The organism is Caballeronia sp. RCC_10, from assembly GCF_041360715.1.
In the GTDB taxonomy this organism is placed as follows: Bacteria; Pseudomonadota; Gammaproteobacteria; order Burkholderiales; family Burkholderiaceae; genus Caballeronia; species Caballeronia grimmiae.
This window is the reverse complement of sequence record NZ_JBFUPT010000008.1, coordinates 247,768-263,296: the sequence shown is the minus strand read 5'-3', so window position 1 is coordinate 263,296 and position 15,529 is coordinate 247,768. Positions and strand designations below refer to the sequence as shown.

Genomic DNA, 15,529 nt, shown 5'->3' with positions numbered 1-15,529 from the left:
CAGGCAAACTGGACTTCTCCGCCTTCAACTCGCATGCCCGCTGAAGGCCGTTACCCACTCCGTTTTCAAAAGAGCCACCTTACGCATGTACGCGACGTTTTGCGAACGTTGGGCTTCGAGGAGGAGCTTGGCTACAAGCGCGACGTCGATACTCGGAGCGGCCGTATCGGTCCCGGCGAGTGGTATTTGCGCATGTAGTCCGTGCGCTGACTAATGATCTTGCTCTCTATCGGAGCACGGGCCGCCGCGTTATGCGGCGGCCCGGTGTTCGCGCGCCGGTTCTCCCTCGATGTGTGGGAGACGCACCGAATATAGCATGCACGGATGGCGTTTATATCCCATGTTTTGGCGCGAAATCAACGTCGTCCCAATTTCGTAAAGCCAGAAGCCGTTTTGCAAATTTTTCTGGATTGAAGCGAACGTCATAAAGATTCATTGAATCTTCTTCGCTGATTTGATGGCTTTCCCTAAGCGGAAACGCCGCTTCCGACTGCAAGGCAATTGAAGATGAAGCCGGCCAAGACATCGTCTCGACGCTGAAACCGTCAACGCAACACCAGCCTCGCCGCCGGTGGCGCCGTCCCCGAAGACGTTCCATGATTGAAATCTGAACGCGAGCCCTTCCCTTGCGACGTCGGATCCTCATCATGGAGATTGCATGCCGTTCATAGCTGAGGTTTTAATGGACTATCTGGCCGCCTTCCGTATCGCAGCAACGCGATATCAAGCCTTGCCGGTGCGACACGGACAAGTGCTTCCCGCTGGTGTCGGTCGGCCCCTGCCCTCAAGGTCGTCCAGTTGAAGCAGCAGACTATCCAGCGCGCAGAGTTGGGCGCGCGTCAGATGCGTCCCTTCCAGAAGCTCGTGGAGCCGTCCGCGCCAGTATTCGGCCGGCAGAATTGGCCCGCCGGGGTCTCCTATCAATGACGGCATCATCACGCGCGCGATATGCTCTATTTCCTGCTCAAAGAACGTCCCATCGATGCAGCGAGCCTGAGCTGCCCGTGATGTTAATTTTTGCTGGAATTTCACAACGAGCTGGGGCGTAAAATCCTCGAGCGTGAGAACCGATTCTGCACGCCGTTCGTGGTGAGACAAACTGGAACCGCCGGTCTCATGCCGACGTACACCAGCTAGATTTACGCGGCGATCTTCGCTTTGCCGCCTTCAGCACGCTCCCGATACAAACACGCAGATTATCGAATGTCCATCTGCGCCCCGAATAGACGAAACGCCAACCATAAAGATCGGCGTTTCGCTTTGGGTACCACCTGTATTAGAAGCGGTTCATGGTGTTGTCCTTACCGACAAGCTCAATCCACTTTCGCGCGCGGCCCTCGCAATTCGCTCACTTTCGTCTCTCATCGTTTCATGGAGAAATGCGATAACGCCATCTTTGGAGGTCAGCCGAGCGTGAGTCTTACTGTGTTTGCACTCGTCGACGCACCATACCGCGCCGTGCTCGCCTGCGAACTGAAACATTTCCCGCATCTGATTAAACCACGCGTAAAAACCAATGTCTCCCAGCGCCCGAGCGCGGTCGTCAAACCATGCAAAATCATTCGCCAGCTTGGACGACACCACCGGACCGATGGTTCCGAAGTACGGTGTGTAGCGGAAAAGTTCATAGAACGGACCGGCACAGCCAATGCCATGTATATGCCAATTGAAGCCAACGAGCGTTGCCAATTTCTCTAGGCGAGCATCCAAGTCAGTCTCTTGTTCAGCGACGTTGAACATGCGCTCGCGCTCACATCGATAGACCCAACCCTCGTGCAGCCCCAGCGTGATGGTGGGACAGAACTCGTTACCGGTCGCGAGAAATGTCTTTTCCGGTGGCTCGTTCCAGAAATTTGCCGGAAAATCTTCCAAGCGTTCAATTTGTTTGCATGCGAGAAAAAAGACTGCCATACCGCTACTCCTGAATCAATCGTTGAATTCACCTGAAACGGACTATTGTTTTGACGCCTCGCCGTCCTTCAGGGCGGTGATTCCTTCTGCAAGACGGCCACGTCCGACCGCGAAGCTTGTGGATGTCTGGCCATCTTGCAGCTCCGTGCTTGCGGCACGTGAGAGCATTCCCGTCGCGAGAATGTTCTTCGCTGCGTTGACGCCCCGGTCGTGCAGCGTGCCGCAGACCTCACATCTCCAGCTTCTTATTCCAAGACCTGCTGCGACGCCAACTGCCTCAGTCCAATATCTCGAAGACGAAGACGCGTAACGCCGATGTACTGCGGACAGTGGCGGCAGCTCTTCGCCTTCGGCTCCGACTGCGAGATGTAGAGCTTCTCGACACTGATTCGCAGCGGCGCCTTTCGGCCCCGCGCGGCTTTCGCAACACCAGCAGGTCTGGGTTGAATCTCCTTCTTCGACTTGCTCGAACCATACGCTGGCGTCAGCGCCTTTGAACTGCAGCATGGTCCGGAACGCGCCCCATCCTTCGTCGAGCGCCGACTTCGAGAGTCGGGTCTTCGCCAGGGCGGACGCATTCACGTTGCCGATGAAGATGGCACCGTACTCGCGTACGAGCGCGGTGCTGAGTTTTTGCAGTGCGTCTTTCCGGCGGGCCTTCACTTTGGCGTGAAGCGCCGCGACGCGCTGCTTTTTGTGCGCGCGCTGGGCGGCGGCGATCGCCGGCTCCAGGTCGCGCTGAAAGCTGTGGGCCTCAATCCTTAAGCCATCGCTCGTGGCCAGGAAATCCTTCGAGCCAAGGTCAATGCCGACGGCCTTCGTCGCTCGCGAAGCCGGTAGCCGCTTCCGCTTGACCGTGACATTCAGATACCAGCGACCGCGACTGTCTTCGCTGAAGCAACCGGTTCCCAGGTCAAATTGGTCCAGCCCGTAGCTATCCCACAGCGATAGCGGCATGCCGCAATACCAGACTTGCCCATCCCGGTACCGCAAGCCTGCCGCTTTCACCGGAATCCAGCCAAGCGAGCGGCGCGTACCCGCAGACTTGCGCCATGCCAGCCGGCGCTCCCTGAAGCGTCGGCGGCGTGCCACCAGTTTCTCGGTGATAGCCTGCACCGTTTGAGCAAGCAACGAGATGCCTTCTTTCGTTGCGCCGACGGTGTAGCGATGCAGGTCGTACGCGGAGCAAAATCGGCCTTCGCGCTCAAAGATTTTCAGCGACAGCTCGTTGACGAAATTCCAAACAAAATTCACTTCGCGTGCTTGCCCACGCAGAAAAGCTGCGTGCCGGTCTTTCAGGCGCAGGCGCAATGTGCGAGTGGTGAAGTCTGTGTTGGCGGTCATGCACAGTATAGGCGTACGGACGGCCATACTTTGTGCAAACCAACCGAATCTTCAGGTTTTTGCTCGATGCGCTCTGCATCATCGGCCAAAAGGCCGGCGCTTTCCGAGCATTTTGGCAGACGTCTGTTTCACGAATCGACAATCCAACGCGCGATCAAACACGATTTGAGCTCGGCGCGACCAGCAATCGCTGTGGGACACAGAGCAGTTCATTACTCCCCCTTGGGCTCAGCGCCTACCCGCTGCTTTCAGGGCCGCTTCGCCGCTGAAATATTCCTTATGGCCGTCGCCGATGTCGGAGCCGAACATGTTCTGTTGCTTGACGCAGGGGATGGCCTACCGAATTTCTTTACGCTGCACGCCAGCCAGCCACATAAACCAGCATGCCGCAACGCCTACTGACCGTGCCTCATGAAGGTTTTGGCAGCCAGGGAATGCGGTCATCGGGGGCAACTCATCTAGACCGTCTTAACTATACTGATCTGCGCGCGAAGAAAGTCGCTTGGCATTTCCAACAACCAAGAACGCAACTGTATGAGCCCAGAACAAAATCAGCAAGACGCAAAGAACATTTACGCCGAAGTCGCGAAGACCGTCGTCTCTTTTCTAGTCGACTCCGGAGTCGAGGACGCCGACCTGAACACAAGAAATCTTTCCCTTTCCCTCGAGTACGCCTACAAGCCGCTTCCAAGGTTCTGGCGGGAGCTCGACCCTACGACCGTAGTCGAAGCCATTTCGGAGCGCTTCCCCAATTGGCGCTCGGCCTCTGAGGAAGACGAACAGAAAGCAGAAAACGTATTAATCGACCTCGAGGCGATTGTGTATTGCAACGCGCTCGACGAGGCAAACGCGGAAATGATGATGGCTCTGCCCCTACCGGCACGACCGAAAACCGGAGAAGCGGCCGCTGAATGGATTTTCGCGGAGCTTCGAAAAAGGGGGCTCGCGATTGAGCTGATATTTGCGCAACGGGGCGGCAATCGCTGTGGGGAAGCTGCACTCGAGGTTTTGCATTGCGTTGAGCATGCGGCGATGGGCAAAAAGTACGAAAGACTTGGAACCAAGGCCGCTCAACTCTTTCGGCTCCGAAGCCTGGTTGCCCGGGAAAGAAGACCCGCCCATCCCGAGGTTGAATGATAGACGTGACGTCGCCGCCTCTTCGACTGGGCCCGTAGTCGTGGCCCACGGTATGGCACTCATGGTCCTCCGACCCCGCTCCCGATATGAGCGTACAGACCCTCGCACTCGAATGTCCGACTCCGCTCCGAAAAGCAAAACGCCAACCCCGAAGGTTGGCGTTTTGCTTGAGTATCACCTGTATCAGAACTGGTTCATCGTGTTGTCTTTGCCCGCCGCTTTCAGAGCCGCTTCACCGCTGAAATACTCCTTGTGGTCATCGCCGATGTCCGAGCCGGACATGTTTTGATGCTTGACGCACGCGATGCCCTGACGGATTTCCTTGCGCTGCACCCCAGCCACGTAACCCAGCATGCCCTGGTCGCCGAAGTATTCCTTCGCGAGGTTGTCGGTCGACAGCGCGGCGGTGTGATAGGTCGGCAGCGTAATGAGGTGGTGGAAAATCCCCGCTTCGCGCGACGCGTCGGCCTGGAAGGTGCGGATCTTTTCGTCGGCGAGCTTGGCGAGTTCCGTGTCGTCGTATTCGACGCTCATCAGCTGCGCGCGGTCGTATTTCGACACATCCTTGCCCGCTACCTTCAGGGCGTCATACGCCTGCTGGCGGAAATTCAGGGTCCAGTTGAACGAGGGGCTATTGTTGTACACCAGCTTGGCGTTCGGGATGACCTTGCGAATCTCGCTGACCATGCCGCCGATCTGCGCGATATGCGGTTTTTCGGTTTCGATCCACAGCAGGTCGGCACCGTTTTGCAGCGCGGTGACGCAATCCAGTACGCAGCGCGCTTCGCCGCTGCCGGCGCGGAACTGGAACAGGTTGCTGGCCAGGCGCTTGGGACGCAGCAGCTTGCCGTCGCGCTTGATGATGACATCGCCATTGCCCAGTTCGTCGGCCGACAACTCTTCGCAATCAAGGAACGAGTTGTATTGGTCGCCGAGGTCGCCAGGAGTGTGAGTTACGGCGATTTGCTTGGTCAGGCCGGCACCCAGCGAGTCGGTGCGGGCAACGATGATGCCTTCGTCCACGCCCAGTTCGAGGAAGGCGTAACGGATGGCGCGGATCTTTGCCAGGAAGTCCTCGTGCGGCACGGTAACCTTGCCATCCTGATGGCCGCACTGCTTCTCATCGGACACCTGGTTTTCAATCTGAATGCAGCATGCGCCCGCTTCAATGAACTGCTTAGCCAGCAGGTAGGTTGCTTCCGCGTTGCCGAAACCCGCGTCAATGTCGGCGATGATCGGCACCACGTGGGTCACGTGGTTGTCGATCTTCTCCTGGATGGCGGCCTTGGCAGCGCCTTGGGCAGCGTCCAACTGGCGGAACAGGCCGCCGAGTTCACGTGCATCGGCGTGGCGCAGGAAGGTGTACAGCTCGCGGATCAGCGCGCTGACAGAGGTCTTTTCGTGCATCGACTGGTCCGGCAACGGGCCGAACTCGGAGCGCAGCGCGGCCACCATCCAACCGGAGAGGTACAGGTAGCGGCGCTCGGTGCTGTTGAAATGCTTCTTGATGGAAATCATCTTCTGCTGACCGATAAAGCCGTGCCAGCAGCCGAGCGACTGAGTGTACTTCGACGGGTCGGAATCGTAGGCGGCCATGTCGGCCCGCATGATCTTGGCCGTGTACTTGGCGATGTCGAGGCCCGTTTTGAACTTGTTCTGGGCGCGCATGCGTGCCGCATATTCCGGATTGATGGCGTTCCACGCGCTGCCGTGTGTCTCTTTCAAATCAGCAACTGCCTTGATGTCGTCTTGATACTGGGTCATGTGAAGCTCCTGAGAAGAATGTGTGTCGAAAAAATGGTGGAGCCTGCTGCCACGTAGGTCGTAGCGAAATCCATGACTCAATGATACCGACAGTCCCGCAAGTCTTATATAAGACATAAGACATATTTTGTTATTGCTTTTCAATGAGATAGGAGCGCGTTTCCGCGATGCAAAACAGGCTCTCAACACTCGAAAAGTCCTCGCGGCGAGAAATTCCAGGGTGTTGCGCATTGTGAAAAGCGCTTTCGAGATGGCGCAGCGCGAGACGACCGCGAACGCGGGACAGCTCATGCGGCTGAATGGTCGAGGTTAGACGTCATCCAAGCGATCCGTATGACACGGGTCGACTCCCGCCGGGCGCGGCCCGCTAGAATGATCGACCCGAGAAACGTAGGCGACGCCTCGTCGAGAAGAGAGACCGCGCATGGAACGACAAAGCCCGAAGCGCTATTTGATTGTCGAGGCAATGCCCGACGGCGGCGTGCAGGTGCACGAAATGAAGAAGTGGTGCCGGCTGCACCCCGAGCAAGCGCCGCCCGGGATGTCTGCAGCGACCAGCGGCGGCGATAATTCGCAGCGACTGCGCTGGGGCTTCGAGAAGATGGGGTGGAGCGTGGTCGAAACGCCGACGGAGGTGCGCATCCAGCGCCCCGGCGAAGCGGGTCAGGCCGAAGAACTCCTGGGCGATATGGCCGGCGACGCGGAAGAACTGGCCGGATCGAGTGACGACTCCGAGTCTCTTGCGGACACCGTGTTTCATCTCGAGCGGCAGTTGCAAGAGTTCATCGCCGATAATCTCCCGTCCATTCCGGTCAACGGCAAGCGCCTACGCCTCTATTCTGACGGCGTGTCGGCTGGCCGCGAATACCCCACGAGCAGTGGTCGGCGAATCGACATCCTCGCCGTCGACGACGACGGCAATTTCGTGGTCTTCGAGTTGAAGCGCGGCGAGGCACCGGACAAGGCCATTGGCCAGATCGCGAGCTACATGGGTTGGGTGTCGTTGAACCTTGCGCATGGGAAGTCGGTAAGCGGTGTCATTGTCGCGCGCTCGATTAGCGAGAGCTTGCGCGAAGCGATCGCAGTCGTGCCGAAGGTCTCGCTTTTCGAGTATCGACTCAAATTCGACCTCAACGCCATTGGCGCTGCCGAGGCTTCACTGCCCAAGGAACCCGCGGCGGCGGCAGCCGGCTGAGCGAAGCCCCGTCGTATGCAAAGCCGCGTGCTCGCCTGACCGCGGCTTTCGGCGCGGCGTCGTCTACAGCACGCTCAAGGCAACGGCATAAGGGCGGCCGGGAAAAGGCCGGGCAGAAATCGCCGGCACGGCACTCACGTTATTGGAACAGCACTGGGCGATTGCTGCACGTATCAGCAAATCCTTCAGGCCCAACTCAATGCCGAGTGCCTTCGTTCCTCGCGAGGCCGAGGGTCGCTTAGCAGCCGGTGCTCAGCTCATATTGATGCAGGCCGAAGCTGTCCCACAACGAGAGCGGTTTCCTTCCCGCAGTAAGCTCACTGTTCCGTTGACGCGCCAGCGGCGTTATCTCTTGCGCACGCCGATCGACATTGATACCTTGGACGCACCATTTGCGCCGAGGTGTCTACATGAGCCCAAAGCCTCTTCCCGTCGACTTCCCGAGGTCCCCCTCGCAGGGCGCGATTTCCGGGGCGCAGCCGAAACTTCTGCTGCGAAAGGTCGGTGATAAATACCAAGCAGAACCGACCGATGACGAGGTGTATGAGAGGTTCGTAATATGTGATGACCTTGCGGAGCAACTGGCAGCGTACGCGTCTCGGAAGATGACGGCGAACGCGTGGTCTCTGCAGACGGCCGTGTCTAAGGTCGAGGAAGGAGTGCTCAAAAAGGTCGACAGTGGAATTTGGGACTTTTCAAGCGCGGAGGTAACTTGGACCATCGAGCGTACGCGCCAGATTTTGACGGCTGCTGCCGCCGCCCAAACAAGTGTCGGCCCAGATTCGAGCATCCCGACACAAGATCGAGACGGCTCCCGAGACGAATGAGAGCCTCGCGCTTATCTTCCGACCTGCCCTCACCAATGCTTTTTTACAAACAGGCCCGAATCTGATGTGGCAAGGCGGCACGCCACCATGATGCTTGAGGTCCTCACGTCTTAGTCGACATCAACCGGGACGTCGTCGCGATGGTTCAGGAATTCCTCCCAGCGCCGAGTCGAGAGCACTCTAAAAAGACTGTGCCGAAGTGGCACGGTCCAAATATCGTATATCTCGCCGTCCTCCTCGTCCCATTGCCAATTTCCGTTTCCAGCCAGCGCCGTCAGGCATATCCACATGTGTGTGCTCGCTTCCTCCCCTCCGCCGAAACGAAGTGCATCGTCGAAAGCGCCGGTGTCTGTCGGCATATTTGCTGTAACGATTAAAAACTTCCTTTGCGCCGCACCGGAAATCTCTAACCTGATCGGCACTCGTCCAGTGAGCTTCCACCTCTGAACCGTCTCCCAGATTTCTGGGTCGCTGTGGTCGACGAGCCAATAGATTTCCACGTCGCGATAACGCAGACGGATGAAGTGAGGTTGGCGAGTCCCGAACCATCCCAAAGAAAGCTGCCGTCCTTCCTAACACGACCCTATGAAATCCGCCAGCGACGGATCTATCATGCACGTGATGGCCGGGGTGTCTTCCCGCACTCCGGCCAGTTCGGGCGCTCTACTTCCAAGCGCCCAAACAGGCAACAGGGCACCCGATTCGACCGTCCCAGCATAAACATCGATATCGTCGCTCATCACGTTCTTCGCTCGTTATTGTTGCCAGACCGCGCCGTCATTCTTCGCATAGTCGAACATCTTCGACATCAAACCGAACCAAGAATAGAAGCGCTTTCCGAGTGCTAACGCCCTAACATCCCACGCCGCAAAATCGGCGGCCAGCTTAGCCGAGGCAACTGGCCCAATAGTCCCGAACTCGCCCGGATGGCGAAACAGTTCGCGAAACGGTCCTGGAGCATCAGCACCGGCCGCTCGCCAGTTGTAGCCGACCAACTCCGCCAACTGTTCCATGCGCTTGTAAAATTCGCGCCTCTTCCTCCCAACGGCGAACCACTGCTCTTCTTCAAACTGGTATGCACGACCGACTTCCAGTCCATCTGTGATATGCGGGCAATCCGGATGTCCAACCACTTCCACGACGTTGTCCAGGCTCATGGCCCAGATATTTGTGTCGAACTTCGATTCCAACCTTTTCAAACCTTTGCGTACAACGAAAAGAACCGGCATTTCACTTCCCTTTAATCAATGAATGAGAACACGCCGCTAGCGCTTGGCGGCTAGACGCCGCGTCGACGATCGAGTCAATCAATCGTCGCCAATCGTATAGTGCGATTGGAGGGGCATGACGGGTCGAGAAACTAACGAGTGGGCCGGGAGATTTTCGCGGGGCCGAATACTGTCGCGTATGCAAGGAGTTTTTCGAGGCGCACTCGACGACTTTTTTCACTCGAACCATTTTCTTGCCTGTGATGTGTGTCGCCGATGCGTTCTTCGCTGCCGCTTCCTCGAACAAACGTCGAAATAGCGGCGGCACCATGCGACCTTGCTGGCAGAAAACCAGCGCGAACGCCACGTTACCTGCCATAACGCGAGGCGATTGCGGCCACGTCACTTGGCAGCAGACGGCGAGCAGTCGACATCAGGCGGCGTGAGAAGCTTTGCGATTGCGTCCGGTGGCCGCGCCACCACAGCGGGCCAAAGCGTGAGTTGGGGGCCGGTCGCTGCATTTGCCGGAACTCTCATCGTGGCGATCGCAAGCCGTCCGCTGGCGGCCGGCCTCGCCTCGTGGTCCATCCGCTAGGCTCGTCCTTGTGGTTTCATCATCAAGAAGAACGATGCTCAGGAGGCTAACGGCTTATCGGAAATAAAAAACTGCCCCGCCGCGTTCCATTCACCGGGTTCCTGCTTAGTCCAAGCCAAACGCATTGGCAAGGAGTCCGCTGACAACTCTACACAAACTGCATTGGATACGTGCTTTCCGTCGCCGACGTAAAACGCGATTGGAATTCGTCCCTCCTGCAGCCATTTCTCGATTGCTTCCCAGATTGTCTTGCTTTCTAAATCCGCAATCCAAAAGACCTGGATGTTGCCATAGTGAAAGTGAATCATCATTAGGGAGGTTTTGCCAAAATACCCCACCGCGACGTTTGACGGACTTCCATTCGTCTTGATGTGGTCGGCCACCGATGATTCTATCCGGCATGCCAACACAGGGGTGACATCCGACATTTCGGCCATTCCCTCGGGCCTTCGGTCCAAAGAGGACAGCGATACCAAGGCAGCACTTGCCATGTAGTCTCTACGGTCGCTAGTTGCGTTAATGCGTGACATACTTTCTATTCCTATCAGTAAATTTCGTTGGAGTCGTATAGCGCAATTGAAGGGGCATGACGAGCCGAGAAACTAACTAGTGAAACGGAAGATTTCATCGGGGATGAATACAGCCGCGAATGGGAAGGGGTTTTCGAGGTAGATTCGCCAACCTCTTTCGCTTCTCGAGCCGCTTTCCTGCCGTGATCTTTGTTGCTGCTGCCTTCCTGGTTACCCGTACAAACCGGAGACGCCGCGGCGGCGGCCCTCCCCGCTCGGAACATCAGCGAGAACGCCAAGCCGCATGTCACCGCTCGAGGCGATTGAGGCGGCGCCCCCCTGCTTTCCCGACACGGCGGCCAAGGTCCATGAAGCGTCTGAAGAAACGGCAGCTAACGCATCCGGGAACATATTGCGCTCGCGGTCAAGCTCATCGCCTAGCGCGAGCACTCGGCGCCCCACAGCGGCTCAGTAAAGTCGAGCCGCAGGGATACCACCACCCAAGGACAATTCAGTCAGGCAGCGTTCCATCTGACCAGCTGAGAATCACGCAACCATCGTTCATTGCAAATTCAAAAATCTTGCGCATATGACGGTAGAACCTATAGAAGTCATCGTCGCCGAGCGCCTTAATCGGCTCTTCCCATTCGACGAAATCAGCCACCAACTTCGCGGAAACAGCAGGACCAATCGCTCCTTCGGCTCCCCAACGAAACAGTTCGCGGAACGGTTCTTGGTCGTTGACAGCTGGCATCCGGGAGTCATAGCCAGCGAAGACGGCGAGCTTGCTCAGGTTCACGACAAAATCAAGTCTGCTCTTGAAGCCGAACCCAACGCTTTCTGTGAACATGTAGACGGAGCCGATGTCCAGGCCGTCAGCAAGACATGGCCAACCAGCTTTCACTTCTATTTCAAGCGCATCCACGTTGATGTGCTCCCGTCGAAAATCGTCATCGACGATACCCTCGAATTTATTAAGACCTTTGCATGCCACAAACATTACGGACATCGGTGCTGCTCCCTTTGAATAGTTGAAAAGCGCGCCGCAGGCTCGAATAAGCCAATTTCTTGGCGCGCTGATCAAGGGAACGACGAAACCGGTGCCCTTCTCGCTGAAGACAGAGAGGGCTAAGGAAGAACGTATTGAGAGCTGTCGTGACGTAGAACATGTATTGGCAGAAAATTTTAAAGCTTCGCGATTTTTTTGGATAATCTCAACAACAGATTTCTCGCGAGTCGACTGGTTCAGGTATGGTTTGCATTCTAACGGCGGAGCATTTCTGTTGAAAAGCTCTCTAACGCAGCCAAATAGCATTGAAAATACTTGCCTCGAAAAACCTCTTAATATTCATTAAGCGATTTTCCGATTAGAGCAATCACTCTAAAAGCCGAACTAGGCCTACATTGAGGCCTCCGCCGCCTCGAGGGTCTCCCCGCGTCGACATCTCTCACATTGACACCTCGATCGGTGCGGCGTGGACGTATACGTGACCTGAACAGGACCAATGTCGTACGGAAGAGCGAGTCGATCCCGCAAACGGGTCGAAGGATCACCGCTGCTCCCGGCTCAGTGCTTTCCTGGTTGGCAGCCAGGGACTGACGTTCCGCGCCCGAGGTCGTTATTCGCCAGCGCCTTTCTGCCTGCTGTCACGCTCTTCTTCCATGCAGTCCTTTGCGCGGCTGCCGACACAGAGGCCGAATTCCTGGTTGCCGGCTTATTTCGCGCGACCTTCTTGTTTGCGACCCTCTTCGCCGCCGCCCGCTTCGCCCAGGCCCGCGCCGTGGCTTCTGGTTGTCGCGGCGCTCATCTTTCGCCGGATCGCCTCGATAGTCACCATCGGCACCGTGCCGGCAGCGTCAGATACTCCGCACCATTCGACGTGAGCCGCACCCCATTGTCGCGTGAGTGCGCGGTATTTCGGCCGGGCCAACAATTTGCGCGACCGCCGACCACCGGCTCTCACTCGAGTTGCCGTTTCCCCATCGCCGCTTAGATGCCCGGCATGACGAGCTCGAGCACGTGGCGCGTCTTCGCGATCGCGAGGCGTCCCGCGAAACAACAATCGCTTGCTGCAAAAAGACCGCTTATTTACGGGGAGATTTTTCATAGATACGCGATATCGTGAAATTTATCACCCAAATTAATTGATGATGTGGAATTTCATGCTATAATGTGCACATTGAACGCCACGCTATGCGCCATTGGGCGCGAACTGATTTCGTGGCGCACTACTTTGGAGATTCATGGTCTCGCCTTGCGCTGAGACCTTTGCTCCACTTCAACAATGGAAGAAGTTGTGCGTTTGCCTTTGAGAAAAACGACCCGCGATTTCGGTCGGGTGCCGACCCACTGATTTCGCTCAGATCACGCCTTTGAGCACGCCACGTTTGCGTGCGGTTTCGACACAGCCGTCGAGACACGAGGACGTACCCGCAGAGTGATGCCACCCGGCCCGGATCATCACGTCTGTTTCGTTGTCGCATTTCTCATTCGCAGAGGCTAACGCATGACACGCAGCTCAACCATCACGATTGGCGGTTATCCGCTGACCACGATGCGCCGCTCCTACACTGTGTGGGAGCGCTTCAGGCCAGAAGACAGAATCATCCGGTCCCGAAGAAAAGACCAGCGCAATCCACACATTCAGGGCCTTCCCACAACGCAACTGGAAGCCCAGCAGCTCGAGATAGATTTCGCGTATTCGGTGACCGCTGATGTCCTCCGGCAGCGTCTGGGGCGCGCAGGGTTCACTCGCACGACGTTGGAGCAGGACTTCCAGAAGCACTACCAAGCGGCTTGTGGTGAGTCAGGAAACATGTTCTTCAGCAGCTATCCCGATGCTGATAGGGCATTCGCTCGTGCTGAAGCATTCCAGGCTGCCACCCTAGACGACTGGCTCGAGGCTCTTGCGAAGGCCGTCAAGGAGGGTGTGACTTTCGTCTCACGACGATGCACAACGCCCAACGACCTCCTCGTGGACATCATCACCGGTTCGGACCATCCGACCAGTGACGACCTCAGACCCCGCCACAGTCTTTCAGGTTTCCCCTGCACCTCGCTCGACAACATGGCGGTGGCACTGCTGGAAGTCACGCCGGGCAACGCTGTATGCGAACAAGAGGTCTCGATGTTTGTGAAGTATCACGGCGACACGTCGTTCGATGACCTGAGGCTGCGGAAGAAGCGCTGCCATCAAGAAGATGGCGCCAGCGGACACAAAGAAGAAGACGTAGGCGGCCATCAGGAGCACGACGTCAGCAGCCACCACGAGGAAGACATCTAGCATCGAGCCGGTTTCGTCGATGAGACTCGCCGGCCTTTTCTCGCGCAACGCATCGTCTGAACGCATCGGATCGCGGGTGGCAACGAACTCCCACCCCCGTGTCTATACATCGAAGGAGTTTGCTGCTCCTGTAGCGCGGATCGCGCGATGGCTTCTTCGCCTCCGCCATTGCAGCACTCGTTCGAGAAACTGAATAAAGGAAACAAAAATGGATTGCATCGTACACGCCACTTTCGGCGGCTATCCAATTGCGAATACCGTCAACAGCTACAACCGCTGGCGCTTCCGGCCTGAAGACCGCATCATCCGATGCCGTCGAAGGGACCAGCGCAATCCGCTCATCCATGACATGCCCATCGATGCGTCGGACGCCGAGGTGGTCGATACCGAATTCGTTTATACGACCACGGCGGATACTCTTCGTCGACGGCTTGGGCGCGCCGGCTTCAACCGTGCATCGTTGGATGAAGAGTTCCGAAACTACTACGAGAAAGTCTGCCACATGTCGGAGGGTAGGCATTTGCACTTCACCGGCGAATCCGCCGAGGCCCAGGGTGACGCGTTCTGTCACGCAACGCTCGACGACTGGCTCGATGCTTTGGCGCAGGCGGTAAAAGCCGGGGCGACAGCAGCCCGGCGTGCCGCCGACGGATTCAAACTGACAGGCAATCCGCTCGTAGATGTCATCACTGGCCCGGACAAACCGGAATTCGAGGAGCTTCAACCGGAGCATAGTCTCTTGGGCTTTCCATGCAGTTCGTTCGACAACATGGCAATTGCGTTGCTCGAAGTCACGCCCGGAAAGGCGGTATGCGAGCTGGATGTAACGTCGTTCATCTTGCATCGAGGCGACATCACCTTCGATGACATGCTTGGGCGAAGGGACGAATACTGAACTGCACGTGCGCGATCGCGCACCTTCTCTACTGAAGATCGGTCAGCGTGACCTCAAGTATTGACGACGTCGCCATTGAAGCGGCCTGACATCGCACACAACATCAACGGAACCCAATGAGCACCACACAAATCAACCAACAAGCTGCCACGAACACTCACAACGAAGTGGCGAACACCATCGTCGACTTTATGTCCGACTGCGGGCTCGGAGACGCCGACGTGAACGCGGGTCACCTGTTTTTCGCGTTCGAATTTGCGTACAGGCCGCTACCGAGATTTTGGCGCGACTTCGACATGCCAGCGCTAGTCGAGGCCATCTCAGAGCGTTTTCCCAATTGGCGTTCTGCCGTGCAGGAGCCGGACTGGAGTGCTGATGATGTACTGCGCGAAGTCGAAGAAGCTCTGTATTCGAATGCATTCGACGAAGCGAATGCTGAGATGATGATGGGTCTTCCCAAGCACGCTCGTCCAACTGAATGGCAAGAAGCCGCCGATTGGATATGCGCGGAGCTTCGCAAGAGGAAGCTCAGTATAGAGCTGAGATTTGCCGAACGGCTTGGGAAACGTTGCGGCGAAGGCGCCCTGCAGGAATTGCACTGCCTCGAGCGCATTGCAAGCGGGGTTAAGTTCGAAAGAATCGGAACTAGCGTCGCCCGGACCTGGCGCAACCGGGTGTTGGCTGAGCGGCAGAAAAACGGTTGCAACGCCTGAGAGGGACGGGGCAATCTGACGATGCGATTGTGTCGTTCCGTGTCGCCCTGGCCGCCTCCTTCTCCGCTTCGGTGTCGCTTACTGCGCTGCGAATCGCGCTGAATGGAGCGAGGCACACCGATCGTCTGGATCCGCGGAGGTGGCCGA

At 57.2% G+C, this 15,529-nt stretch carries 14 protein-coding genes; 5 read left to right on the top strand and 9 right to left on the bottom strand.

Annotated elements, in window-relative coordinates; genetic code table 11:
• Window positions 1-331: 331 nt before the first annotated feature.
• The 4 genes from AB6804_RS17005 to AB6804_RS16990 all read right to left on the bottom strand — a co-directional run bounded on the left by AB6804_RS17005 (window position 332) and on the right by AB6804_RS16990 (window position 3,255).
• Window positions 332-598: a hypothetical protein gene (locus tag AB6804_RS17005; RefSeq protein WP_370887421.1), complete on the bottom strand. Its 267-nt coding sequence runs from the start codon at window positions 596-598 to the stop codon at window positions 332-334.
• A gap of 125 nt (window positions 599-723) precedes the next feature.
• On the bottom strand, window positions 724-1,098 hold the full coding sequence (locus AB6804_RS17000) for a hypothetical protein (protein WP_370887420.1): 375 nt from the start codon (window positions 1,096-1,098) through the stop codon (window positions 724-726).
• Window positions 1,099-1,287: 189 nt separating this feature from the next.
• Window positions 1,288-1,911: a hypothetical protein gene (locus tag AB6804_RS16995; protein WP_370887419.1), complete on the bottom strand. Its 624-nt coding sequence runs from the start codon at window positions 1,909-1,911 to the stop codon at window positions 1,288-1,290.
• Between the two features lie 42 nt (window positions 1,912-1,953).
• Window positions 1,954-3,255 carry an RNA-guided endonuclease InsQ/TnpB family protein gene (locus AB6804_RS16990; RefSeq protein WP_370887418.1) on the bottom strand — a complete coding sequence of 434 codons (1,302 nt, stop codon included), beginning with the start codon at window positions 3,253-3,255 and terminating at the stop codon, window positions 1,954-1,956.
• Window positions 3,256-3,789: 534 nt separating this feature from the next.
• Here AB6804_RS16990 and AB6804_RS16985 point away from each other — a divergent pair.
• Window positions 3,790-4,392 (top strand): hypothetical protein, encoded by a 603-nt coding sequence (locus AB6804_RS16985; protein WP_370887417.1) that lies wholly within the window; start codon window positions 3,790-3,792, stop codon window positions 4,390-4,392.
• Window positions 4,393-4,575: 183 nt separating this feature from the next.
• Here AB6804_RS16985 and AB6804_RS16980 read toward each other — a convergent pair whose 3' ends face one another.
• A complete protein-coding gene (locus AB6804_RS16980; protein ID WP_370887416.1) occupies window positions 4,576-6,156 on the bottom strand; it encodes an isocitrate lyase in 1,581 nt (526 codons plus the stop codon).
• A 424-nt stretch (window positions 6,157-6,580) separates the two neighbouring features.
• Between AB6804_RS16980 and AB6804_RS16975 the strand changes: the two genes are divergently transcribed.
• Window positions 6,581-7,351: an endonuclease NucS domain-containing protein gene (locus tag AB6804_RS16975; protein ID WP_370887415.1), complete on the top strand. Its 771-nt coding sequence runs from the start codon at window positions 6,581-6,583 to the stop codon at window positions 7,349-7,351.
• A 937-nt stretch (window positions 7,352-8,288) separates the two neighbouring features.
• On the opposite strand, the gene AB6804_RS16970 is transcribed toward AB6804_RS16975, so the two are convergent.
• The 4 genes from AB6804_RS16970 to AB6804_RS16955 all read right to left on the bottom strand — a co-directional run bounded on the left by AB6804_RS16970 (window position 8,289) and on the right by AB6804_RS16955 (window position 11,499).
• A complete protein-coding gene (locus AB6804_RS16970; protein WP_370887414.1) occupies window positions 8,289-8,678 on the bottom strand; it encodes a hypothetical protein in 390 nt (129 codons plus the stop codon).
• 255 nt (window positions 8,679-8,933) lie between these two features.
• On the bottom strand, window positions 8,934-9,407 hold the full coding sequence (locus AB6804_RS16965) for a hypothetical protein (RefSeq protein WP_370887413.1): 474 nt from the start codon (window positions 9,405-9,407) through the stop codon (window positions 8,934-8,936).
• 612 nt (window positions 9,408-10,019) lie between these two features.
• Complete coding sequence (locus AB6804_RS16960; protein WP_370887412.1) at window positions 10,020-10,418, bottom strand: hypothetical protein; 399 nt, start codon at window positions 10,416-10,418, stop codon at window positions 10,020-10,022.
• Between the two features lie 583 nt (window positions 10,419-11,001).
• Window positions 11,002-11,499 (bottom strand): hypothetical protein, encoded by a 498-nt coding sequence (locus tag AB6804_RS16955; protein ID WP_370887411.1) that lies wholly within the window; start codon window positions 11,497-11,499, stop codon window positions 11,002-11,004.
• Window positions 11,500-12,997: 1,498 nt separating this feature from the next.
• Between AB6804_RS16955 and AB6804_RS16950 the strand changes: the two genes are divergently transcribed.
• The 3 genes from AB6804_RS16950 to AB6804_RS16940 all read left to right on the top strand — a co-directional run bounded on the left by AB6804_RS16950 (window position 12,998) and on the right by AB6804_RS16940 (window position 15,382).
• Window positions 12,998-13,774 (top strand): HEPN/Toprim-associated domain-containing protein, encoded by a 777-nt coding sequence (locus AB6804_RS16950; RefSeq protein ID WP_370887410.1) that lies wholly within the window; start codon window positions 12,998-13,000, stop codon window positions 13,772-13,774.
• Window positions 13,775-13,982: 208 nt separating this feature from the next.
• Window positions 13,983-14,669 carry a HEPN/Toprim-associated domain-containing protein gene (locus AB6804_RS16945; protein ID WP_370887409.1) on the top strand — a complete coding sequence of 229 codons (687 nt, stop codon included), beginning with the start codon at window positions 13,983-13,985 and terminating at the stop codon, window positions 14,667-14,669.
• Window positions 14,670-14,785: 116 nt separating this feature from the next.
• Window positions 14,786-15,382 carry a hypothetical protein gene (locus AB6804_RS16940; protein WP_370887408.1) on the top strand — a complete coding sequence of 199 codons (597 nt, stop codon included), beginning with the start codon at window positions 14,786-14,788 and terminating at the stop codon, window positions 15,380-15,382.
• Window positions 15,383-15,529: the final 147 nt, after the last annotated feature.